A 21168-nucleotide genomic window follows, 5' to 3' on the forward strand; every position below is an offset into this window, starting at 1 on the left:
TTTCCTCAGGCTTGATCGCCGTTTCAGACGATGAGTATGGCGCGGATATCATTGACATTGGTCAGGGTCGGGCCGGTTTTGACCAGATCCCCGATCTCGTCGAAGAATGAATAGCTGTCGTGCGAAGCGAGATAGGCTCGGGCATCAAGGCCCTTCTTGCGGCCGCGCTCCAATGTATCGGGCGTGACGACTGCACCCGCCGCATCTTCAGTGCCATCGATGCCGTCGGTATCGCCGGCAATCGCCCATATTCCGGCATGTCCCTTCAGCGCCACCGCAAGTCCGAGAAGGAATTCGGTGTTGCGGCCACCGCGGCCTGCGGGTTCGCAGCCGATCGACACCGTCCCTTCGCCGCCCGACAAGAGCACGGCAGGCCCGCGAAGGGGAAGCCCCTTGATCTTTGCGGATAGGGCGATGCCCGCCATCACCGTGCCGAGCTCGCGCGCCTCTCCCTCGATGGCGTCGCCGAGGACAAGTGTTTGCAGGCCTGCGTTGGCGGCCGTTTTTGCTGCGCTATCCAGGGCGAGCGAGGGGGCCGCGATGATGCGGACATCGCTTGCGAGATCGGCGGGCTTCGGCGTCTCGCCGCCGCTATCGAGGACGGCGCGTGCCGTATCGGGCAGGACGATCTTGTAGCGGGATATGATGCCGCGAACCTCGTCGATCGTGCTTTCATCAGCGATCGTCGGGCCGGATGCGATGGATGCAGGATCATCGCCCGGCACATCGGAAATGACCAGGGTGACGACTTTCGCGGGCCGGGCGGCCAGCCCGAGACGGCCTCCCTTGATGCGCGAGAGGTGCTTGCGAACGGCGTTCATCTCGGTGATTGTTGCGCCGCTCGCCAGAAGCGCACGATTGACGTTCTGCTTGTCGGCCAAGGTCATGTCGCCCGCCGGAGCGACCAGAAGCGCCGACCCGCCGCCCGAGACGAGAGCAACCACGAGATCCTCAGGTGTCAGCCCGCGAACGGCTTGCAAGACACCGGCAGCCGCCGTTTCGCTCATCGCATCCGGAACGGGGTGCGATGCCTCGATGATGCGGATACGACCCGCGGGCACCGCGTGACCATAGCGTGTTACGACGACGCCGGAGACATCGACATCCGGCCAGGCGCTATCCAGAGCCGCCGCCATGGCCGCCGATGCCTTTCCGGCGCCGACGACGATGCATCGGCCCTTTGGCTTGTCCGGAAGGTTTTCGAGAGCCGCCCGCTGCGGACTGGCGCTTTCGACCGCTGCATCAAAGATCTGATGCAGCGTTTCCCGTGCTTTCTGATCGGTCCAGAACATCGGCGGATCGTTCAGACGTTCGACGCGTAGATCGCATCGACGACCGCGTCGGTGACTTCCTTGGTGTTGGCCGTCCCACCGACATCAGGCGTCAATATGCCGGCCCCCGTCACGCGTTCGACGGCCTGCATCAGGCGTGCGGATGCATCTGTTTCACCGAGATGGTCGAGCATCTGCGCCGCCGTCCAGAAGGTCGCTACCGGGTTTGCGATGCCCTTGCCGGTGATGTCGAAAGCAGAGCCATGGATCGGCTCGAACATCGACGGGAAGCGGCGTTCCGGATCGATATTGGCGGTCGGCGCGACGCCGAGGCTGCCTGCGAGCGCGCCCGCAAGGTCCGAGAGGATATCGGCGTGGAGATTGGTGGCGACGATGGTGTCGAGACTCCTGGGGTTGAGGGTCATGCGGACGGTCATGGCGTCGACGAGCATCTTGTCCCAGGTGACGTCAGGGAATTCCTCGGCCACTTCGGCCGCGATTTCATCCCACATCACCATGCCGTGCCGCTGGGCATTGGACTTGGTGACGACGGTCAAGAACTTGCGCGGCCGGGACTGGGCGAGCTTGAAGGCATAGCGCATGATGCGCGTGACGCCGACGCGGGTGAAGATGGCGACTTCCGTACCCACTTCTTCCGGCAGCCCCCTGTGTGCACGGCCGCCGTGGCCGGAATATTCGCCTTCGGAGTTTTCGCGGACGATAACCCAGTCCAGATCGCCAGGGCCGCAGTTGCGCAGCGGCGGCGTAATCCCGGGCAAAATCTTCGTCGGGCGAACGTTCGCGTACTGGTCGAAGCCCTGGCAGATAGGCAGCCGCAAACCCCAGAGCGTGATGTGGTCGGGAACATCAGGCGATCCGACGGCGCCGAAATAGATGGCGTCGAACTTCTTCAGCTGCTTCAAGCCATCGGTCGGCATCATGATGCCGTGCTTCTTGTAGTAGTCGGATCCCCAGTCGAAATTCTCGATGTTGAACTTGATCCCGCCTTCGCGCTTCTCGATAGCAGCCAGGACACGTGTACCGGCAGCGATGACTTCAGGGCCGATGCCGTCGGCGGGGATGGTGGCGATTGCATATTCACGCATTGGTATTCTCCGATCGTGTCAGGTGTGATCAGTGTTGACTGGCGGCGCGGGTATCAGCCGCCTTGGGGCCGGACCGTGCCAGGACGAGTGTGAGGATTGCCGAGATCATCAGAAGCCCGGCGACGAAGTAGAGGCCACCGGCGAAACTCCCGGTCGTGTCCTTGATCCACCCGATCATCGACGGACCGACGAAGCCGCCGAGATTGCCGATGGAGTTGATGGTGGCGATGCCAGCCGCCGCAGCCGGGCCGGAAAGGAAGAGGGTCGGCATGCTCCAGAGCGGCGGCTTCGACGAGCTGATGCCGATATTGACGAGGGTGAGAGCGATGAGGACGGTATATACGCTGGTCGCACCCGTTGCGAAGGCCAGTCCGGCGGCCGCGAGCAGGCAGGCTCCGACCACGTGCCATGTCCGTTCGCCGGTCTTGTCGGAATGACGTGCCCAAAGGATCATGGCGACCACGGCGAAGATGCCGGGAATAGCATTGATGAAGCCGACCTGGAGCGCTGACAGGCCGAACTGTTTGATGATCTGCGGAGCCCAGATGCCCAGGGTGTAAAGCCCGGCAGAGGTGCCGAAATAGACCAGGGCGAGGGCAATGACACGGATATCGGCCAGTCCTGCCAGGATGCTGTGGCTGGCCTTGCTTTTGCCCGCCTGCTCCGCATTCATTGTTTTGACGAGCCAGCTGCGCTCTTCGTCCGTCAGCCATTTCGCCTTTTCCGGACGATCGGTGAGATAGAACAGAACGACGACGCCAAGGATGATGGCTGGGGCTGCCTCGATCAGGAACATCCACTGCCAGCCGGCAAGGCCGAGAAAACCGTGCATTTCCATCAGCGCACCGGAGATCGGTGACCCCAAGACCGTGGAAAGCGGCGCTGCGGCCATGAAGATCGCGGTCACGGCGGCCCGGCGGCGGGCGGGGAACCAGAAGCTCAGATAAAGGATGATGCCGGGAAAAAAGCCCGCCTCCGCTACGCCGAGAAGGAAGCGCAGGGCGTAGAAGCTGGTGGTCCCCTGCACGAAAGCCATGAGGCCCGACACGATCCCCCAGGTGATCATCACCCGGGCGATCCAGATGCGGGCGCCGACCTTGTTGAGAATGAGGTTCGAGGGAACTTCGAAGAGGAAGTAGCCGACGAAGAAGATGCCCGCACCGATGCCGAAGACGGTCGACGAGAAGCCGAGGTCCTGGTTCATCGTCAGGGCGGCAAAGCCGATATTCACGCGGTCGAGGAACGCGATGAAATACAGCAGCATGATGAACGGTACGATGCGGAATGTGATTTTGCGCAGGACGCGCGTTTCCAAGTCGTGAGTCACGACGGTCTCCTCCCAGATTGGACGATAAACGAAGCGCACCTCCTGCGCTTGCGAATATCTATGACCACCGCCGGCTTGATCCTCAAGCGACACAGGAATATATAAAAATTTGATATAATCGAATTCTGGAGCAGAACTTCGTGGACCTGAACCAGCTTCGATGTTTCGTGTCGGTAGCGGATGAGCTTCATTTCGGGCGGGCCGCTCAAAAGCTTGGCCTCCTGCCGGCGTCGCTATCGAGGCACATACGCCTGCTTGAAGAATCCCTTGGGACGCGGCTGATGGCGCGAACGACACGCAGCGTGTCGCTGACGGAGGACGGCCTCGTCTTCCTGGAGGGCGCGCGGGAGATCCTGACCAAGACCGAAGCTCTTCAGCAGCGCTTCCACACTTCCCGCCAGGCAAGAGCGGATGTGCTGCGGATCGGGGCGATCGACAGCGCGGCAGCAGGGCTCGTCCCCATGCTGCTGCACGATTTCCGCCAGCAGTGTCCCGACGTCTCGACGCAATTGTCGGAAGACAAGACGATCAGGCTGATCCCGAAACTTCTGTCGGGTTCATTGGATCTTGCGTTCATCCGCGCCCCCGATATCGTCGATCCCAAGCTGAAGACGATGTTTCTCTTCCATGAGACCGCGGTCGTCGCTATGTCCGAGAACCATCGACTGGCTTCGAGAGCCAGCGTGAGAATCGAAGACCTCGCCGACGAACCGTTGATCGTCCCGGAGCGCCGGTCGCGCCCGCATAGCCATGACCTGACGATGAAGCTGTTCATCGAGGCGGGACTGCAGGCACGGGTGGCCCAGCTTGCCGAAGAAAAGCAGACGATTGTCAACCTCGTGGCTGCGGAGATCGGGCTGGCGATCGTACCCCAATGGACATCACGGCTCGCCGTCAGCGGCGTCCGCTACATCGCTCTGGATATGGGAGGAACGGCGGCGATGAACAAGCTTCCCCTATCGGTCGCGTGGTTGAAGGGCGTCCGCGACCCGGGACGAGATCGCATTCTCGCCATGCTTCAAGACAAGCTGGCCCACTATGCCGAGCTTGCCTGACACGAGGGCATCCAATGCGTTTCACCTTTGAATGTGCTTAGACAAAGATGAAGCACCATGCCCGCTCAAAGGGCGCGCTTGTCCGAAACTTCCCTTGATGCTAAGAAATTTTACATGGACAACACCGTGATCAGCACTTTCGTGATGATGATGCCGCGCTCATAGCGTGGCGGGTTTCGTGCGTCCAGAATGCACCAGCGACCGCCCTCGAGGCGGTCTTTTCATGGGTCGATCCGTCTCGCGGGCAATAACAGCCTTCGAAAGGAAACACCGATGAGCAAGATCTACATCACCACCTCGATCCCCTATGTGAATGCCGCGCCGCATGTGGGCTTTGCCCTCGAACTGGTCCAGGCCGATGCCTATGCCCGCCACTTCCGGCTTCTCGGCCACGACATCAGGTTCCAGTGCGGAACCGACGACAACAGCCTGAAGAATGTCAGGTCGGCGGAAGCCGCGGGAGTGCAGGTCAAGGACTTCGTCGATGCGAACGCATACAGGTTCGAGCACCTTGGCGGCCTGCTCGATATCTCCAACGAAGAATTCGTCCGCACCTCCCACGATCCGAGGCATATCGCCTGCGTCCACGCCTTGTGGAGGGCATGCGCCGGCAAGGGCGATCTCTATCGCAAGGCATATGAGGGTCTCTATTGCGTCGGCTGCGAGCAATTCTACGAGCCGTCGGAACTCGATGACGGGCGCTGCCCGGAACACGGCATTGCCCTTGAGACCATCCGTGAAGAGAACTGGTTCTTCCGTCTCTCCCGTTACGGCGACCGGCTCATCGAGCTCATCGAGACCGGCGAGCTTCGGATTGTTCCCGCCCATCGGCGCAACGAAATCCTTGCCCTGCTGCGGCGTGGCCTGACCGACATCAGCGTGTCGCGCAGTGCGGAGCGGGCGCGAGGCTGGGGCGTTCCCATCCCCGATGGAGATGAGGTCGTCTACGTCTGGTTCGATGCCTTGGCGAACTACCTCACAGGTCTCGGCCACGGGTCCGATGAAACCCTCCTGCAGCGCTATTGGAACGACGGCCAACGCATCCACGTCGTCGGCAAGGGCATCTCCAAGTTCCACGCCATCTACTGGCCGGCCATCCTCTTGTCCGCAGGGCTGCCGCCGCCATCCTCGATCCTCGTGCACGGCTACGTCACGGTGGATGGCAGGAAGATCGGCAAATCGGCCGGCAACGGCATCGATCCGGAACGCATCATCCAAACCTATGGAACGCCGGACGCGCTACGCTATTACCTGCTCCGGCATATACGCTCGGGAGACGATGGCGATTTCTCCGCCGAACGTCTCGAAGCCGCGTGGTCGGGCGAGCTCGCCGGGCAGCTCGGAAACCTCGCCAACCGGGTGCTTGCGCTTCTGTCCACGTCATTCGGCGGCATCGTTCCGCCTGTGCCGGACAGCGCGTTCGTAGACGAGGCTGCCCGCCTTCCGGGGAAGGTGGCTGAGGCCTTCGATGCCTACGAGCTGCATGTCGGCCTCGCCGATATTTTTGCGTTTATCGGCGAGGCGAACAGGCGGTTTACAAAAGGCGCGCCGTGGGCGGATGCGAAAGCCCTGCTTGCCGATCTCACACCGGAAGATCGGAGGGCGACCGCCGCTCGTCTTAGCGCTTGCCTGGCCGAGCAGGTCTACGGCCTTGCGGTCGTTGCCCGCTGCCTCCTCCCGTTCCTGCCAAGCTCGGCCGCAACGCTGCATTCCAGGCTGGGAATACCGGCTCCTCGCCTCTATCAGGACCCCTTGATCTTGGCTGGAGTCAAGGCCGCTCCGCAAGCCGTCCTCTTTCCGCAAAGAGCGGCGGCTTGAAGGGGAACCAGCCCAATATCCTCTGCGCTGCACCTTGGGCAGCGCAGAGTTTTGACGTGATCCAGAATGTCATGAAAGTTTCATATTCAGGCTATTTTCGAAAGCGGGGAAATAATCTACTATTTTAATCAGGAAACAAGATTTCCTGAATCAAACGAAGGAGACTGATTGAGTATATTTCTTATGACTCTCATGCTCATCGCAGGCTTTGTCCTGTATACCCTGATCACCGGGGCGGCACGAGGGCGCACTGCCCAGTCCGCTGCAAACACCAAGCGCAGGTCGGGCAGTTCAGGAAATTCCGGCGATGGAGGTGGAGGCTGGTTCGATGCCTCAAGCGACGGCGGCTGTGATGGCGGTGGCGGAGATGGTGGAGGAGGAGACTAGATCAAACTGAAATCGATAGAATGCCCGACCGCCTCAAGGCGGTTTTTTGTTGCCCGGATTCCGGCGTGGCTGTGCGCCCCGGATCAATCCAACGGCATCACAAAGGTGAAGCACGTCTCCTTGTCATCGGAACTGACCGTGATCGTCCCGCCATGGGCGCGGGCGATTTCTGAGGCGATGTGCAGACCCAGCCCCAAGCCTCTTTGATTTGTGCCCGCTTCGCCTGTGAAGAAAGGCTGAAAAAGCCGTGTCATCGCGTCGCTGGAAATCGGAGCGCCGCCGTTGGCGATCCAAAGCTCCAACCTTCCGTCGACAGTTGCCGCCGAGAACCGCACCGGTTCGTCCGGCGCCCCATGGGTCAGGGCATTTCCCAGAAGATTCGACACCAGCTGGCCGATCCGGCCGCTGTCGCAGTTTATCGGCCCGTCGAATGCGATCGTCACCTCAATTGCGCGGTCGGGATGACTGAAGCGGAGTTCTTCGATGACCTGCCGCAAGAGCGGCTCGAGATGCTCTGCCCGCCTCTCGAGCGAGATGCCGCCACCCAATCGTCCACGCGCGAAGTCGAGGACGTTATCGATCAGGGCGGACATGCGAACGACGCTGCCCTGCATCAAATCGAGAACTTTAATCGCGCGATCGGTCTGCTTCTCTTTTCGCAGAATGCGCGCAGCGGCTGCAATCGAGGCAAGCGGGTTGCGCAGGTCGTGGCCGAGAACAGCGATGAACTCTTCCCGCAACTCGGCGGTTTGCTGTTCGAAGGCGAGTTTGGATTTGATGGTGGCGCCGGCAGCATCGGCGGCTGTGCGCGCGTCGACCAGCTCCCGTTCATAGCGGCGACGCTCGGCAGCCTGGAACATCGTTACACGGGTGAAAAGCAGGGCACCGTCTTCTGCACGTCTTTCCACGGCATTGGCGAGCACAGGCAGCTTTCTGCCGTCCGCCGCCACAAGATCGAGGGCAACCTCGTTGAAAAACCCTTGCATGCGCAGCAAAGGCGCAAAATGGGTCTCGTAGAATATCCGGCCCGAGGTGTTGAGCAGGTCGTGAAGTCGTTTGCCGAGGAGTTGCTCGGCAGGGATGCCGATCCAGGTCGACAGCGTTCTGTTGACCTTGACGATGCGTCCGTCCGGCTGCAGCGAAAGATAGCCGCATGGCGCGTTTTCGTACAAGTCCTCGAGGTCTTCCGCCGGCATGGCGACCTGCATATCGGCACCGGTCATCGGATGAACCGCCGGATTGCCGATATGACCTCGTCGGGAGCGCTGAGGTTAGGACAGTGGCCACTCGCATTCAGCACGACCAGTTGGCTGTTTGGGACCTGCCGATGGACGAATTCGCCGACCTCTTCGGAGGCGATGACATCATCCCGGCACTGAAGGATCAGCGTTCTGGCGGTGACTTCAGGAAGATCGCTGCGATTATCCGACGTGAATGTCACCCGTGCGAACGCCTTGGCGATCTCCGGATCGGTGCGGCAGAAGCTATTAGTCAGCTCTTCGCCGAGTTCCGGTCGATCGGGATTGCCCATGATGACGGGCGCCATGGCGGCAGACCACCCCATGTGGTTGTCGTCCAACGACGTCAGCAGTTCGTCTATATCTGCCGCGCTGAAGCCGCCGTGATAGTCATCGTCATTGATATAGCGCGGCGACGGCCCGACAAGGATCAGGCTCTCAAACAGTTCCGGTGCCTCGAGCGACGCGATGACGCCGATCATCGCGCTGACGGAGTGCCCGACGAAGACCGTTTGGGTCAGGCCGAGCGCGCGGCAAATTTCGACGAGGTCATCCGCATAGCCCGACAATGAAGAATATTTCCGGGCATCATAAGTCGTAAGATCGGATCGTCCCGCGCCGACATGATCGAACAGCACTGTCTTGAAGTCGGCCTCAAAAGCCGGCGCCACGAAGCGCCACATATTCTGGTCGCACCCGAATCCATGCGAGAAGATCATCGCACGCTGGCCGTCGCCCCGGACTTGAACATGATTTCGATCGATGACGGTCATCTCGTCCTCTTCCCTACTTTCATAGCATGTTCCGTCTGTCATGGATTGAGGAAAGATCGGGGAGGCAACGGGTTCGATGGTCGTGTGACATGATATTCCAGAAGGCGGACGCCCGGCCGTTTGCGACATGCCTCAGCCCGTTAGTTTCCGGAGCTTGAAGAAGAATCGCCGAGGGTCGTCGTGCACGCACATCATCCCGGCAATCCCGTCATCGTCAATCCTCCGGAAGTAGTCCACGATCGGCTGTTTGTCGTAGACCATCGCAGCCGTTTCGACGCCGTCGAGAGCCTGAAGTCTCAACGAAGCTGTCGTGCCTCTGGCTCGAAGCAGCTTCTGCAGGTACGAGAAGCAGTGGCGGGCGACGAACGTCCGGCCAAAGGGCGCAATCTTGATCGCCAGCCCAATAGGGAAGAAATTTGGCTCGATCGGCACGAGACGGCCCGGTCTCCACGTGAAGAGCAGGGCGTCCGCCCGCATGTCGGAATGGAAGCGCTTGCCAAACCAGTTGAGATTCTCGAGCACGCCGTCCAGTGGATGACCCGACGGAATGCCGACGCCGCTCCAAAGGCCGACCATGTCCTTTGGCTGGATGGGCTCCAGCGACCGGAACCAGGCTGCCATCTCCTCCTGCTGATCGCCTCGCATGGTTTCTCCTTCAGGGATGTTCATTTCGGAAAAATGAAAAGAAGGTTTGGAAGTTCCCGTTCATGCGGACTAGGCGGAAGCGCAACGGCCCCCGAAGGGGCCGTTGGGGCATTCGCCAGACAAGATCGGCCTGTGCCTCAGGCGCGCGACGGCAGCAGGGGATAGCCGACCATGACGGCGCGGCCGAGCAGGGCTGCGACGAAAGCCTTGATCACATCGCCGGGAATGAAGGCCATCGAGCCGACGAAGGCTTTCGTGAAGCCGAGGCCGGCGACGGTCGCCAGATAGGTGATGCCGAAGGCGTAGAGCACGACGATGCCGCCGACCATGGCGGTGAGGAAGAAGCTTACCGTCTGCACCAGGGCGGATTGCTGATGGTTGACCAGCCGCTCGCTGAGATAGCCGGTGACGAAGGCGGCAAAGATCCAGCCGATCAGGAAGCCGGCCGTTGGCGAGGCGAAGATGGCAAGCCCGCCGCGGCCGCCGGAAAGCACAGGCAGGCCGATCGCCACCAGCACCAGCACGATCAGCACGGCAATTGCGCCGCGCCGGGCGCCGAGCACGACGCCGGCCATCATGACGCCGAGGGATTGGGCGGTGATCTGTACCGGAATAAAGCCGAGCGAGATCGGCGGCAGCAGGCCGAGCGCCACGATGATCGCGGCAAAGAGGGCGGTAAGAACGAGGTCGCGGGTGCTCATCATCATGAATTCCGTGTTTATCAAACGTTAACTCACATGCCGCCGAATGCCGCGCGCGTCAATCGCCGCGGCGATATTATCTGCATCCTTAAGGGTCAGGATGATCAGCGGCGCCAGCAGCGTCGTCGGCCGGACCTTCAGCCCGCGTGCCTTGTGCGCTTCGCGGATCGCCTGATAACGGCCGACGATCTCCGGCACGAAACGCAGCACCAGCCCGAGCGCCAGGCCGATATCGTCGGCCTGCACCCAGCCGGTGCGTTCGAGCGGGCGGGCAAGCGCCGTCACCTCGTCGATGAACTCGGTGATCGACGTCGTCGCCGTCACGGTGGCGGCCAGCAGCATCAGCGCCGTCAGCCGCAGCAGGGGCACGAGCGCCTCCTGCCAGGGATTGAAGATGAGGTTGAAGAGTGCCACGACCGCGATCGTCAGGAAGACCGGCCGCAGCCGCCTGAGTCCATCGGCAAAGGGCAGGCCGACCATCCGGTAGAGAACCGCCGTCAGCAACACGGTGATCGACAGCAGGACGAGGTTCCCGCTGATGAACAGCACCACGCCGAAGATCGTCAGCGACAACAGTTTTAGCCGCGGCGAAAGCCGGTGCATCACGCTGTTGCCTTCGACATAGAGCGACTGCATCAGGCGGCGATCTCCTTGTAGCGGGCGATCGCTTCAGCAGCCGGCGCATCGGCGGCAAGCCGCCCTTCATGAAACAGCAGCACCCGCTCGAAACCGGCGATCAGCTCCAGATCATGCGTGATGATGATGGCGCTTTCCGGGAGACCGGCGATAATCCCTTCGACCAGCGCCCGGTTCTTGAGGTCGAGTTGGTTGGTCGGTTCGTCGAGGATGAGGATGCCCGGCCCCGTTGCCAGTACCGAGCAGAGGGCCGCCACCTGCAACTCGCCGCCCGAAAGCTCATGTGCGCGCCGATCGGCCAGCGCCTCAGCGCCGAAGCGGGCCAGCACACCCTCGACCTTCGCCTCGATCTCCGCCTTGGTGAAGCCGCGCCGCTTGAGCCCGAAAGCGATGTCGTCTTTGACGATCGGCAGGATGATCTGGTTCTGCGGCGACTGGAAGATGAAACCGACATCGGCCACAGCGGTTTTCTCGTCGCTGGTGTCGCGGCCGTTGACGGTGACGCGGCCGACCGATGGCTTGGTCAATCCGTTGATCAGCCGCGCGAACGTGGTCTTGCCCGAACCGTTCAGCCCGATGACGCCGATGCGTTTTCCACTGATGCCAAGCGTCAGCGGCTGCAACGCCACCCGCGCCCCGAAACTGACCCCGGCGCCTTCGAAACGAATATCCAAACCAATCCCTCGCATTTTTCATCGGAGGAGATTGCCGAAACCGGCCCCTCATCCGGCTGCCGCCACCTTCTCCCCGCTTGCGGGGCGAAGGGACCATGCCGCGACCTCTCCATTCCCCACCAACCTCTCGCAGGGCACGTCCCCTCTCCCCGCCGGCGGGGAGAGGGTTAGGGTGAGGGGCAGCCATTGGCGCCAACCTGACAGCAGTGCTTCTACACGGGGAATCGAGGATGATGAAAGTGCAAATCTTGCCGTCGATATGGGTCGATATCGGGTGGCTAGGAAGATTTTCCGGATTATGATGGGGCCATGACGAATCTGCTTTCCAATTCCGACGCCCGCCGTGTCTTCCTTGCCAAGCAGGGCCTCAGCGCTCCGCCGAACCGCGCCTTGACCAAGGCCGGCCTGCTGCAGCTCATCCATGAACTGGGTTTCGTCCAGGTGGACAGCATCCAGACGGTGGAGCGGGCCCATCATCAGATCCTGTTTTCCCGCAACCAGACCTACAGGCGCGAGCATCTGACCGCGCTGCTCGAAAAGGACGGCGCGCTGTTCGAGCACTGGACGCATGATGCTTCCATCCTGCCGAGCGCCTTCTTCGTCTATTGGAAGCACAAGTTCCTTCATCAGGAGAAGGTGCTCATCGAACGCTGGCGCAAATGGCGCGGCGAGGGCTTCGAGGCGGCCTTCGAGGAGACCTATGAGCGCGTGCGGCGCGACGGCGCGATCCTGTCGCGCGACATCAAGGCCGACGGCCACGTTTCCGGCGGCTGGTGGAACTGGCATCCGAACAAGACGGCGCTCGAATATTTCTGGCACACCGGCAAATTCGCCATCGCCGGCCGCTCGAATTTCCAGAAGATCTATGATCTGGCGGAGCGCGTCATCCCGACCGAGTTCCGCGAGCCCGAGGTGAGCCGCGAGGAATTCGTCGACTGGGCCTGCCGCAGCGCGCTCACCCGGCTCGGCTTCGCCACCCATGGCGAGATATCAGCCTTCTGGAACCTGGTCTCGCCCGATGAGGCCAAGGCCTGGGTATCAACCCATCGCGACGAACTGATCGAAGTGCTGATCGAACCGGCGCTCGGCGGCAAGGCGCGCCCATCCTGGGCTTTTGCCGATTTCCTGTCGACGCTCGACACTTACCCCGGTGCGCCGCCCCGCATCCGCGTGCTCAGCCCCTTCGACCCGATGATCCGCGACCGCAACCGCACCGAACGCCTGTTCGGCTTCTTCTACCGCATCGAGATTTTCGTGCCCGAGCCGAAGCGCGAATATGGCTATTACGTCTTCCCGCTGCTCGAAGGCGACAGGCTGATCGGCCGCATCGACATGAAGGCGGACCGGAAGAAGTCGACGCTCGACGTCAAGCGGCTCTGGCTGGAGCCGGGCGTGAAACCGTCGGCCGGGCGATTGGAGAGGCTGGAAGCGGAGTTGGAGCGGCTGGTGCGGTTTGCCGGCTTGGAGAAGGTCGTGTTTTTGGAGGGCTGGAGAGGGTAACCCCTTCTCCCCAGCGGGGAGAAGGTGGCGGCAGCCGGATGAGGGGGCCTCATGGCACGCCGCTCAATATTGCCCTTCGCTTGCGCTCAGTGCACTCGCTCCTAACGTCGCTCACCCCCTCATCTGTCCTTCGGACATCTTCTCCCCGCTGGGGAGAAGAGGAGGAGCCCTCAGCAGATCTCCGTCGTGCTGATCTTGATGCCGAAACCTTCGAGGCCGACATAGTGGCGCTCGCGGCTGGTGAGCAGCTTGATCGAGCTGACGCCGAGATCCCTAAGGATCTGGGCGCCGAGGCCGATTTCCAGCCATTCGCTGTCGCGCGTCTGGGCTTCGGCATGGGCTTCTCGGCCCTGGTTGCGGGCCTTGCGGCCGTTATCGTGGTGGCCGACGCCGACCGAGCCTTCGCGCAGATAGACGATGACGCCGCGGCCTTGCTCGGAAATCTTCTGCATGTAGAAATCGACCGGGCTGTTCTTGCCGAACAGATCCTCGGCGACATTCTCCGGATGCAGGCGCACCGGGATGTCGACGCCGTCGCGGATGTCGCCGAAGACGACGGCAAGATGCTGCATCGGGTCCCAGGGCAGCGAATAGGTATGGGCCTTGGCCCTGCCGAACGGCGTCTCGATGTCGAAGCTGGTGCCGAGTTCGATCAGCGTTTCCTTGCGCTGGCGGTAGGCGATGAGATCGGCGACGGAGACGAGCTTCAGCCCGTGCTGTGCGGCGAAGTCGACCACCTGTGGGCCGCGCGTCACCGTGCCGTCGTCGTTGACCAACTCGGAGATGACGCCGATCAGCGGCAGGCCGGCGAGCTTGCAGAGGTCGACGGCGGCTTCCGTATGGCCGGAGCGCATCAGCACCCCGCCTTCGCGGGAAACCAGCGGGAAGATGTGGCCGGGACGGACGAAATCGGAAGCGCCGACATTCGGATTGGCGAGGTTGCGCACCGTCAGCGTCCGGTCGTCGGCGGAGATGCCGGTCGACGTGCCGTGCTTGAAGTCGACCGAGACGGTGAAGGCCGTCGTATGGGCCGAATCGTTTTCCGCCACCATGGCGTTGAGGTTGAGGCGCTTGGCCTCTTCCTTCGGCATCGGCGCGCAGACGATGCCGGAGGTGTGGCGCACGATGAAGGCCATCTTCTCCGGTGTGCAATGCACGGCGGCGACGATCAGGTCGCCTTCGTTCTCGCGGTCATTGTCGTCCATGACGACGACCATCTCGCCGGCCTCAAAGGCCCGGATGGCGTCGACGACGCGCTTCTGGTCATAAGACATGGGCGAGCGCTCCTATTTCAGACGGCCGGTCTGGCCGCGGTCGCGAAGATAATGGTCGGCGACGGCGCAGGCGACCATCGCCTCGCCGATCGGCACGGCGCGGATGCCGACGCAGGGGTCGTGCCGGCCCTTGGTGCGGATATCGACATTCTTGCCCTCCGCATCGATCGACTGGCGTTCGGTCAGGATCGACGAGGTCGGCTTGACGGCGAAACGCGCCACCACCGGCTGCCCGGTGGAGATGCCGCCGAGAATACCGCCGGCATGGTTGGAAAGGAAGATCGGCGTGCCGTCATTGCCCATGCGCATCTCGTCGGCATTGTCTTCGCCGGACGTTTCGGCGGCGGCAAAACCATTGCCGATCTCGACGCCCTTGACGGCGTTGATCGACATCAGCAGCGCGGCGATATCCTGGTCGAGCTTGGCATAGATCGGCGCACCGAGGCCGGCCGGCACACCTTCGGCAATTACCTCGATAACAGCGCCGATCGAGGAGCCGTTCTTGCGGATGCCGTCGAGATATTCCTCCCAGACCGGCACGATCGCGGCATCGGGCGAGAAGAACGGGTTCTGATCGACTTGATCCCAATCCCAGTTGCGGCGGTCGATCTTGTGTTTGCCGATCTGCACCAGCGCGCCGCGCACGGTGACGCCAGGCACGACAAGGCGGGCGATGCCGCCGGCAGCAACCCGCGCAGCGGTTTCGCGCGCAGAGGAGCGGCCGCCGCCGCGATAGTCGCGAATGCCGTATTTGAGGTCATAGGTATAGTCGGCATGGCCGGGGCGATATTGCCGGGCGATCTCGCCGTAATCCTTGGAGCGCTGGTCGGTGTTTTCGATCAGCATGGAGATCGGCGTGCCGGTGGTCGTCATCGTCTCGCCATCGGCGTCGAGCATGACGCCTGATAGTACCTTCACCAGATCGTCCTCGCGCCGCTGCGTCACGAAGCGGGATTGCCCGGGCTTGCGCTTGTCGAGCCAGACTTGCAGGTCCTCGAGCTTGAAGCTGAGCCCCGGAGGGCAGCCGTCGACGACGCAGCCGAGCGCCGGACCATGGCTTTCGCCCCAGGTGGTTACGCGGAAAAGGTGACCGAATGTATTGTGCGACATGTGTTCCCACGGTGGCGCGCCAAAGCCGGTCGCTGCCGGCCGCGCCATTGCTTGAAAAGGCGCGACACTCATAGGCCAAAAAACCGCCGAGGCAAAAGCCTTTCTTTGCGCCAAACCGGCAGCTCAGGAAATGCTGTTTCCGTTCGTTGCCATGGACGGGCGGCGCATGTTGGCCCCATTCTCTCTGCTCAGGCGGGGAGGGGGAAGGGCGAGACCTGTCGGCAGGCCGCGATCAGGACGCCAGCCGCCACCCCGTTCCTGTGGCTTCGTTGGTGAAATCGTCGAAGGAGAGCGGCCGCGAGAAGGCAAAGCCCTGGAGGATATCGCAGCCGAGATCGCGCAGCAGTGCGGCATGTGCCGCCGTCTCCACCCCTTCGGCCACCGTCTCGACGCCGAGCGAGCGGGCGATTTCGATGATCGAGCTGACGAGTGCGCGCTCCTGCGAGGCATTGACGATCGGCTGCACCAGCTGGCGGTCGATCTTCAGCCGCTTGGGCTTCAGCTTCAACAGGCTAACGATCGAGGTATGGCCGGTGCCGAAATCGTCGATCTCGATATCGATGCCGAGCGCCTTGATGCGCTCGAGATTCTGCGAGACGACGTCCTCGCTCTCGTCGAGGAAGATCGATTCCACCAGTTCGAAGGAGATTTCGCCGGGGCGGATATGCAGGTCGGCGAGTGATTCCAACAGGCTGCCGTCATGCAGCCGCCGTGCCGAAACATTGACCGAGACCTTGGGCACCACAATGTCGCGCGCCGTCCAGCGCACCTTGTCGCGCAGCGCCGTTTCCAGAACGATCCGGTCGAGCATCTGCACGACATTGATCTCGTCGGCAATGCGCAGGAACTTGTCGGGTGTCAGCAGCCCCTTGGACGGGTGGTTCCAGCGCACCAGCGCCTCGACGCCCGTCAGTTCCATCGTCCGGGCGCAGAATTGCGGCTGATACCATGCGGTGAATTCGCCATTGTCGATGCCGGCAAGGATCTCGTCGGCGGTGCGCTTGGTGTTGATGATATCGGCCTGGAGATTGTGATTGAAGAATTCGAAGCGGTTGCGGCCCATGCTCTTGGCGCGGTAGAGCGCGATATCGGCATTGATCAGCACCTTGCGCGCATCGACATGGATGCCGTTGGCGAGCGCAATGCCGATCGACACGCCGCAGCGGCAGGAAAAGCCCTGGAAATCGATCGGCTGGCGCATCTCCTCGATGATCCGCGTCGAAAGCTGCGCCATCTCTTTGTCGCCGACGTCGAGTGCCAGAATGACGAACTCGTCGCCGCCGATGCGCGCGACGATGTCGCTGCCGCGGACATTCTTGGCAAGCACCTTCGAGGCGTGCACCAGCATCGCATCGCCGGCCGCATGGCCGAGCGTATCGTTGATGTCCTTGAAGCGGTCGAGGTCGATGTGCAGGATCGAGAATTTCTGCCGCTGCTGGCGACCGTCATGGGTCAGACTTTCCAGTGCGATATCGAGCTTGCGGCGGTTGGCGAGTGCGGTCAGCGGATCGTGCAGCGAATTGTGCTCGATCCTGTTCTTGACAAGCTCGAGCTCGATATTCTTGGCGACCGCCTCGTCCTTGGCCGCCTTCAGCCGGATCGTCATCAGCACGTCTTCGGTGGCGTCGAAGGCGATGCCCATGATCTTCATCTCGCCGGTCCCCGTCTGGTGGACCTTGCCGACCGAGCGCACATAGCGCACCGAGCCGTCGTCGACGATCACGCGGCAGACGAGGGTGTGCGTGTCGCCGTTGCGCTTGAAGTGGCGCGCGCTTTCGAGCGCTAAGGCCCGATCCTCGGGGTGGATGCAGCCAAGCCAGGTCTCTTCGGTCATGAAGCCGTTGCGCGGCGCAAGGCCATAGAGCTCGTGCATCCGCTCGTTCCAGATCGAGCCGCCGAGGCCCGGCCGAGCCTCCCATATGCCGCACTGATAGGAATTGAGCGCCAGGTCGAGCCGGCTGGAAAGCTCGGCGAGTTGCCCCTCGCGGCTCGACAGCTCTTCAAGCGCCAGCTCCAGCTCGGCATTCTTGACCTCGCTCGTATCCTTGGCCTTGCGCAGCGTGTCGGTGGTCTCAGCATCGGCGGTCACGTCCCAGACGATGCCGATCGTCTTGCTGACGCCGCCGGCATCCGTATAGAAGGCGCCGACCGAGCGCAGGTGGCGGATGCCGCCATTGCCTAACAGGATCCGGTACTGCGCCGTGCAGGCAGCACCCGCAATGCTGCAGCTGAAGAAATGCACTTCGGCGGTTTCACGGTCCTCGGGCAGGATCGCCGCCAGCCATTCGTCGAGCACCCGGCTTCCTTCTGCCGCCGCTTTGCCGTGCAGGGCTGCAGCGCGCGCGTCCCAGAGCAGGCTGCTCGAATGATCCTCCAGCTCCCAGATGCCGATATTGGAGGATTCCAGCGCCAGGTTCAGCCGCTGCGATAGTTCCAGCAGTTTTGCCTCGCGCGTTTCCAGCGCGGTGATGTTGCGATTGCGCTCGCCGAGCAGCAGGGTCGCGAAGAAGATCGGCACGATGATGATGAAGCCGGCGGCAACGATGATCAGGCGCAGCTCGGTGCGGTTTTCGGGTATCGCGTTCCAGCCGCTGTTCGGCACGGCAGAAAGCTCCCACTTGCCGCCGGCAAAGCCGATCTTCTGGCGCATCGGATCCTTGCCGTCGATATCGGAGGACCCGAAGAACGGCGCGGGGGGAGGAGCTTTGGCGGCGGTCGGCAAGCCGATATCGCGAATGGCGATCGAAAGATGGCCGAGATGCGGATAGCGCTCCTGGTTTTCGCGGTCGCGTGCCGGCATCAGCCCGGTCGCCTGGTAGAACATCGTCTGGTCGATGGCGACTTCGACCGCCCCCCAGATTCGCCGCTGGCCATTCTCCTTGACGTAAACCGGGAAGAAGATGGCAAAGGCGTCCCGGCCTTCGGTGCTGATCGGGCCGTAGAAGCGCGCCGACTGGTTGCCGGTCGCGCCGGTTATCGCCTGGCGAAAGAAGAGCGCCTCGCGCACGTCGCGGCCGATCCGCTCATTGCCGGACTGCGCTGGGTGGATGTCGCGGATGATGAAATCAGGCGCGACGGCGATATGAATGAAAGACGGGTTCTGGATCAGCAGCCAGTTGATCTGGCGCTCCATCTCCTCCCCGTTTGCCGCGCTGACGGAGATCAGGTTCGTCAGGTCGCGCACGACGCTGAGGTCCATATTGATCTCGGCCATGACGCGGGCGCGGATGAGGTTCGTCTCGTTTTCGGTGCGGATACGAAGTTCGCGCACATGAGACGCAGTATTGGCCTGGTCGAGCCCGAAGCCGACCATGATGACGACGAGGGCGACAAGCGAGGAAACCAGAAACGAGACGCGGCTATTCTTCAACACGCGCCGCAACTGCTTGCTGTCGCTGAGCCTGGATAACAAAACGAAACCCCCATGTTGACGAGCAACTGTAGGGCGCGCGGGTTAATTTACGATTGCCCGCCGGCGATGCCGAGAGATCGCGGGAAGGGAAAAACCGCGGATTAACGCACCATCTTGATTATATTTAAAATCCTATTCATCAATTGGGCGGGAAAAGCCATTCTTACGGGCAATTTTCGCCATATTCAGGAGCTTATCTGTGGCCAGTCATGTTCTCGTGCAGCGTCTTAAAAGGATTGTCGCCATGCGTTTCGTCGTCGCCACGCTTTTGGCAACAGCAAGCTTCCTGTCACCGATGAGCGGTTTTGCCGAGAGCGCCGATGTCGAGGCGACCATCAAGAAGGTCGACACGGCCAACCTCGTGCTGACGCTCGACGACGGCAAAACCTATCAGGCGCCCGAGGAGTTCAATTTCGACGGCCTCGAAGCCGGCGTGAAGGTGATCGTCTTCTACACCGAGGTCGACGGCAAGCGCGTTATCAACGATCTCGATATCGTTAAATAGGCAGCGGATTGCTGCCCCTCACCCTAACCCTCTCGGGGAGAGGGGACGTGCCATACGAGACGTAGATGGGGACGGAAAGGTCGCGATATGGTCCCTTCGCCCCGCGAGCGGGGAGAAGGTGGCGGCAGCCGGATGAGGGGCTGGTGTCGGCAATCTCATTGGCCGGTAACGCGCTCGTGTCCCAATCCGACCTAGCGCCCTGCAATCCCTACAGCCAGGCGATCGTCCGCTCAGTGGTTTCGATCCGGATGATCCGGTCCTGCGGGATCGCGCCTTCCGCAGCGCTGCTTTTCGGCAGGTCGGCGATCGTCTGGAACAGCGTGCGGATGACGCCGCCATGGGTCACGCAGACCGTCGGACGATCGACGGAGTTCAGCCAAGAGCCGGTGCGCCAGGAGAGGATTTCGTAGCTTTCCGCGTCATCGCCGGGCGGGATGAAATCCCATTTCGAGGCGTTGCGTTCCGCCACCCGCTCGCGCTGGGTCGCCTTCAGCTCCTTGATCGTCGAGCCCTCCCAGTCGCCGAAGGAAATTTCCACCAGCCTCGGATCGGTGCGATAGGCAAGCGGCGGCAGGCCCATGGCGGTGCGCATGATTTCCATCGTCGCACGCGTGCGCTGGAGCGGGCTTGCGACAAAATCGAACTCATCGACCGTGTCGCCGAGAATCTCCGCCAGCGCGACACCGTTCTGCCGGGCCTGTTCCAGGCCCGTGGCATTCATCGGGATATCCTTCTGACCCTGCAGACGGCGCTCCGCATTCCAGTCAGTCTGGCCGTGTCTGATCACGTAGATAAGCACGGTCTCGCATCCCTATGGAGAAATCAGTCCTTGACGACGGAAATGTCGGGCGCGTCGACCGCCTTCATGCCGATGACATGATAGCCGCTGTCGGCATGGTGCACTTCGCCGGTGACGGAGCGCGACAGATCCGAGAGGAGATAGAGGCCGACATCGCCGACTTCCTCGATGGTGACGGTGCGGCGCAGCGGCGCGTTATATTCGTTCCACTTCAGAATATAGCGGAAATCGCCGATGCCGGAGGCGGCAAGCGTCTTGATCGGTCCGGCCGAGACGGCGTTGACGCGGATGTTCTGCGGCCCGAGGTCGACGGCGAGATACTTGACGCTCGCTTCGAGCGCGGCCTTGGCGACGCCCATGACGTTATAGTTCGGCATCACCTTTTCGGCGCCGTAATAGGTCAGCGTCAGCATGGCGCCGCCATCCGTCATCAGCTTCTCGGCGCGGCGTGCGACCGAGGTGAAGGAATAGACGGAGATCTGCATCGTCTTGGCGAAATTGTCGGCCGAGGTATCGACGTAGCGGCCGGTCAGCTCGTCCTTGTCGGAAAAGCCGATCGCATGCACGAGGAAATCGATCTTGCCCCAGAGCTTTTCGACGTTCCCGAAAACCTCATCGATGGTGGCTTCATCGGCGACGTCACAGTGGCCGACGAGTGTCGCGCCGATTTCGGCGGCGAGCGGCTCGACGCGCTTCTTCAGCGCATCGCCCTGGTAGGTGAACGCAACTTCTCCGCCCTGCGCATGAATGGCCTTGGCAATACCCCACGCAATCGAACGATTGTTGGCGACACCCATGATGACGCCGCGTTTGCCTGCCATTAGGCCGGATGCTTGAGCCATATTTCGCTCCCTAGGATTCTGATCGATCCTGCCTATGGCATAGGCCGTTAATCGGTTCAAGCTTGGCCGGGATCATCAACTGTTAGGGATCGTAA

The 21168-nt window shown here is 61.9% G+C and carries 18 protein-coding genes; 4 read left to right on the forward strand and 14 right to left on the reverse strand.

Annotation, left to right across the window (positions count from 1 at the left end; all coding sequences use genetic code 11):
* Positions 1 to 23: 23 nt before the first annotated feature.
* Genes RL_RS05170 through RL_RS05180 form a run of 3 tightly spaced genes read right to left on the reverse strand, consistent with a single transcriptional unit; the run spans position 24 to position 3797 of the window.
* A complete protein-coding gene (locus tag RL_RS05170; protein WP_011650731.1) occupies positions 24 to 1292 on the reverse strand; it encodes a glycerate kinase type-2 family protein in 1269 nt (422 codons plus the stop codon).
* 11 nt (positions 1293 to 1303) lie between these two features.
* A complete protein-coding gene (locus RL_RS05175; RefSeq protein WP_011650732.1) occupies positions 1304 to 2377 on the reverse strand; it encodes a tartrate dehydrogenase in 1074 nt (357 codons plus the stop codon).
* Between the two features lie 28 nt (positions 2378 to 2405).
* Positions 2406 to 3797, reverse strand: a complete 1392-nt coding sequence (locus RL_RS05180; RefSeq protein WP_011650733.1) for an MFS transporter — start codon at positions 3795 to 3797, stop codon at positions 2406 to 2408.
* 47 nt (positions 3798 to 3844) lie between these two features.
* On the opposite strand from RL_RS05180, the gene RL_RS05185 reads away from it, so the two are divergent.
* Positions 3845 to 4759 (forward strand): LysR family transcriptional regulator, encoded by a 915-nt coding sequence (locus RL_RS05185; RefSeq protein WP_011650734.1) that lies wholly within the window; start codon positions 3845 to 3847, stop codon positions 4757 to 4759.
* A gap of 273 nt (positions 4760 to 5032) precedes the next feature.
* Positions 5033 to 6577, forward strand: coding sequence for a methionine--tRNA ligase (gene metG / locus RL_RS05190; RefSeq protein WP_011650735.1), 1545 nt, complete (start codon positions 5033 to 5035; stop codon positions 6575 to 6577).
* A 470-nt stretch (positions 6578 to 7047) separates the two neighbouring features.
* Here the strand turns inward: metG and RL_RS05195 are convergent, their stop codons facing one another.
* The 6 genes from RL_RS05195 to RL_RS05220 all read right to left on the reverse strand — a co-directional run bounded on the left by RL_RS05195 (position 7048) and on the right by RL_RS05220 (position 11631).
* Positions 7048 to 8187 carry a PAS domain-containing sensor histidine kinase gene (locus RL_RS05195; RefSeq protein ID WP_011650736.1) on the reverse strand — a complete coding sequence of 380 codons (1140 nt, stop codon included), beginning with the start codon at positions 8185 to 8187 and terminating at the stop codon, positions 7048 to 7050.
* Positions 8184 to 8975: an alpha/beta fold hydrolase gene (locus RL_RS05200; RefSeq protein ID WP_011650737.1), complete on the reverse strand. Its 792-nt coding sequence runs from the start codon at positions 8973 to 8975 to the stop codon at positions 8184 to 8186. Before RL_RS05200 ends, RL_RS05195 begins: the two co-directional genes overlap by 4 nt.
* A gap of 132 nt (positions 8976 to 9107) precedes the next feature.
* A complete protein-coding gene (locus tag RL_RS05205; RefSeq protein WP_011650738.1) occupies positions 9108 to 9644 on the reverse strand; it encodes a GXWXG domain-containing protein in 537 nt (178 codons plus the stop codon).
* A 113-nt stretch (positions 9645 to 9757) separates the two neighbouring features.
* Positions 9758 to 10321, reverse strand: a complete 564-nt coding sequence (locus RL_RS05210) for a biotin transporter BioY (protein WP_041936533.1) — start codon at positions 10319 to 10321, stop codon at positions 9758 to 9760.
* A gap of 27 nt (positions 10322 to 10348) precedes the next feature.
* Entirely contained in the window at positions 10349 to 10957 is a 609-nt protein-coding gene (locus tag RL_RS05215; RefSeq protein ID WP_011650740.1) for an energy-coupling factor transporter transmembrane component T family protein, read from the reverse strand.
* Positions 10957 to 11631, reverse strand: coding sequence for an energy-coupling factor ABC transporter ATP-binding protein (locus tag RL_RS05220; RefSeq protein ID WP_028742772.1), 675 nt, complete (start codon positions 11629 to 11631; stop codon positions 10957 to 10959). Before RL_RS05220 ends, RL_RS05215 begins: the two co-directional genes overlap by 1 nt.
* Positions 11632 to 11940: 309 nt before the next feature.
* Here RL_RS05220 and RL_RS05225 point away from each other — a divergent pair, with 309 nt between their 5' ends.
* On the forward strand, positions 11941 to 13131 hold the full coding sequence (locus RL_RS05225; protein WP_011650742.1) for a winged helix-turn-helix domain-containing protein: 1191 nt from the start codon (positions 11941 to 11943) through the stop codon (positions 13129 to 13131).
* 170 nt (positions 13132 to 13301) lie between these two features.
* Here the strand turns inward: RL_RS05225 and ribB are convergent, their stop codons facing one another.
* The 3 genes from ribB to RL_RS05240 all read right to left on the reverse strand — a co-directional run bounded on the left by ribB (position 13302) and on the right by RL_RS05240 (position 18927).
* Complete coding sequence (ribB, locus tag RL_RS05230; protein WP_011650743.1) at positions 13302 to 14405, reverse strand: 3,4-dihydroxy-2-butanone-4-phosphate synthase; 1104 nt, start codon at positions 14403 to 14405, stop codon at positions 13302 to 13304.
* Between the two features lie 12 nt (positions 14406 to 14417).
* Positions 14418 to 15515: a chorismate synthase gene (gene aroC, locus RL_RS05235; protein ID WP_011650744.1), complete on the reverse strand. Its 1098-nt coding sequence runs from the start codon at positions 15513 to 15515 to the stop codon at positions 14418 to 14420.
* A 232-nt stretch (positions 15516 to 15747) separates the two neighbouring features.
* The gene (locus tag RL_RS05240) at positions 15748 to 18927 is read right to left on the reverse strand and encodes a bifunctional diguanylate cyclase/phosphodiesterase (protein WP_041936187.1); all 3180 of its coding nucleotides are present in this window, start codon (positions 18925 to 18927) and stop codon (positions 15748 to 15750) included.
* A 244-nt stretch (positions 18928 to 19171) separates the two neighbouring features.
* Between RL_RS05240 and RL_RS05245 the strand changes: the two genes are divergently transcribed.
* Entirely contained in the window at positions 19172 to 19432 is a 261-nt protein-coding gene (locus tag RL_RS05245) for a DUF1344 domain-containing protein (RefSeq protein ID WP_003569889.1), read from the forward strand.
* Between the two features lie 208 nt (positions 19433 to 19640).
* Here RL_RS05245 and RL_RS05250 read toward each other — a convergent pair whose 3' ends face one another.
* Positions 19641 to 20231, reverse strand: coding sequence for a histidine phosphatase family protein (locus RL_RS05250; protein ID WP_011650747.1), 591 nt, complete (start codon positions 20229 to 20231; stop codon positions 19641 to 19643).
* A gap of 23 nt (positions 20232 to 20254) precedes the next feature.
* Positions 20255 to 21073, reverse strand: coding sequence for an enoyl-ACP reductase FabI (gene fabI, locus RL_RS05255; protein ID WP_003545976.1), 819 nt, complete (start codon positions 21071 to 21073; stop codon positions 20255 to 20257).
* Positions 21074 to 21168: the final 95 nt, after the last annotated feature.

Origin of the sequence: Rhizobium johnstonii 3841, assembly GCF_000009265.1 — a bacterium.
Lineage (GTDB): Bacteria > Pseudomonadota > Alphaproteobacteria > Rhizobiales > Rhizobiaceae > Rhizobium > Rhizobium acaciae.

Coding starts and splice junctions, on each gene's coding strand:
- RL_RS05170 (WP_011650731.1), bottom strand. CDS start 1,292: ATGTTCTGGACCGATCAGAAAGCACGGGAAACGCTGCATCAGATCTTT.
- RL_RS05225 (WP_011650742.1), top strand. CDS start 11,941: ATGACGAATCTGCTTTCCAATTCCGACGCCCGCCGTGTCTTCCTTGCC.
- ribB (WP_011650743.1), bottom strand. CDS start 14,405: ATGTCTTATGACCAGAAGCGCGTCGTCGACGCCATCCGGGCCTTTGAG.
- RL_RS05245 (WP_003569889.1), top strand. CDS start 19,172: ATGCGTTTCGTCGTCGCCACGCTTTTGGCAACAGCAAGCTTCCTGTCA.
- RL_RS05210 (WP_041936533.1), bottom strand. CDS start 10,321: ATGAGCACCCGCGACCTCGTTCTTACCGCCCTCTTTGCCGCGATCATC.
- RL_RS05215 (WP_011650740.1), bottom strand. CDS start 10,957: ATGCAGTCGCTCTATGTCGAAGGCAACAGCGTGATGCACCGGCTTTCG.
- RL_RS05175 (WP_011650732.1), bottom strand. CDS start 2,377: ATGCGTGAATATGCAATCGCCACCATCCCCGCCGACGGCATCGGCCCT.
- aroC (WP_011650744.1), bottom strand. CDS start 15,515: ATGTCGCACAATACATTCGGTCACCTTTTCCGCGTAACCACCTGGGGC.
- metG (WP_011650735.1), top strand. CDS start 5,033: ATGAGCAAGATCTACATCACCACCTCGATCCCCTATGTGAATGCCGCG.
- RL_RS05205 (WP_011650738.1), bottom strand. CDS start 9,644: ATGAACATCCCTGAAGGAGAAACCATGCGAGGCGATCAGCAGGAGGAG.
- RL_RS05200 (WP_011650737.1), bottom strand. CDS start 8,975: ATGACCGTCATCGATCGAAATCATGTTCAAGTCCGGGGCGACGGCCAG.
- RL_RS05195 (WP_011650736.1), bottom strand. CDS start 8,187: ATGACCGGTGCCGATATGCAGGTCGCCATGCCGGCGGAAGACCTCGAG.
- fabI (WP_003545976.1), bottom strand. CDS start 21,073: ATGGCTCAAGCATCCGGCCTAATGGCAGGCAAACGCGGCGTCATCATG.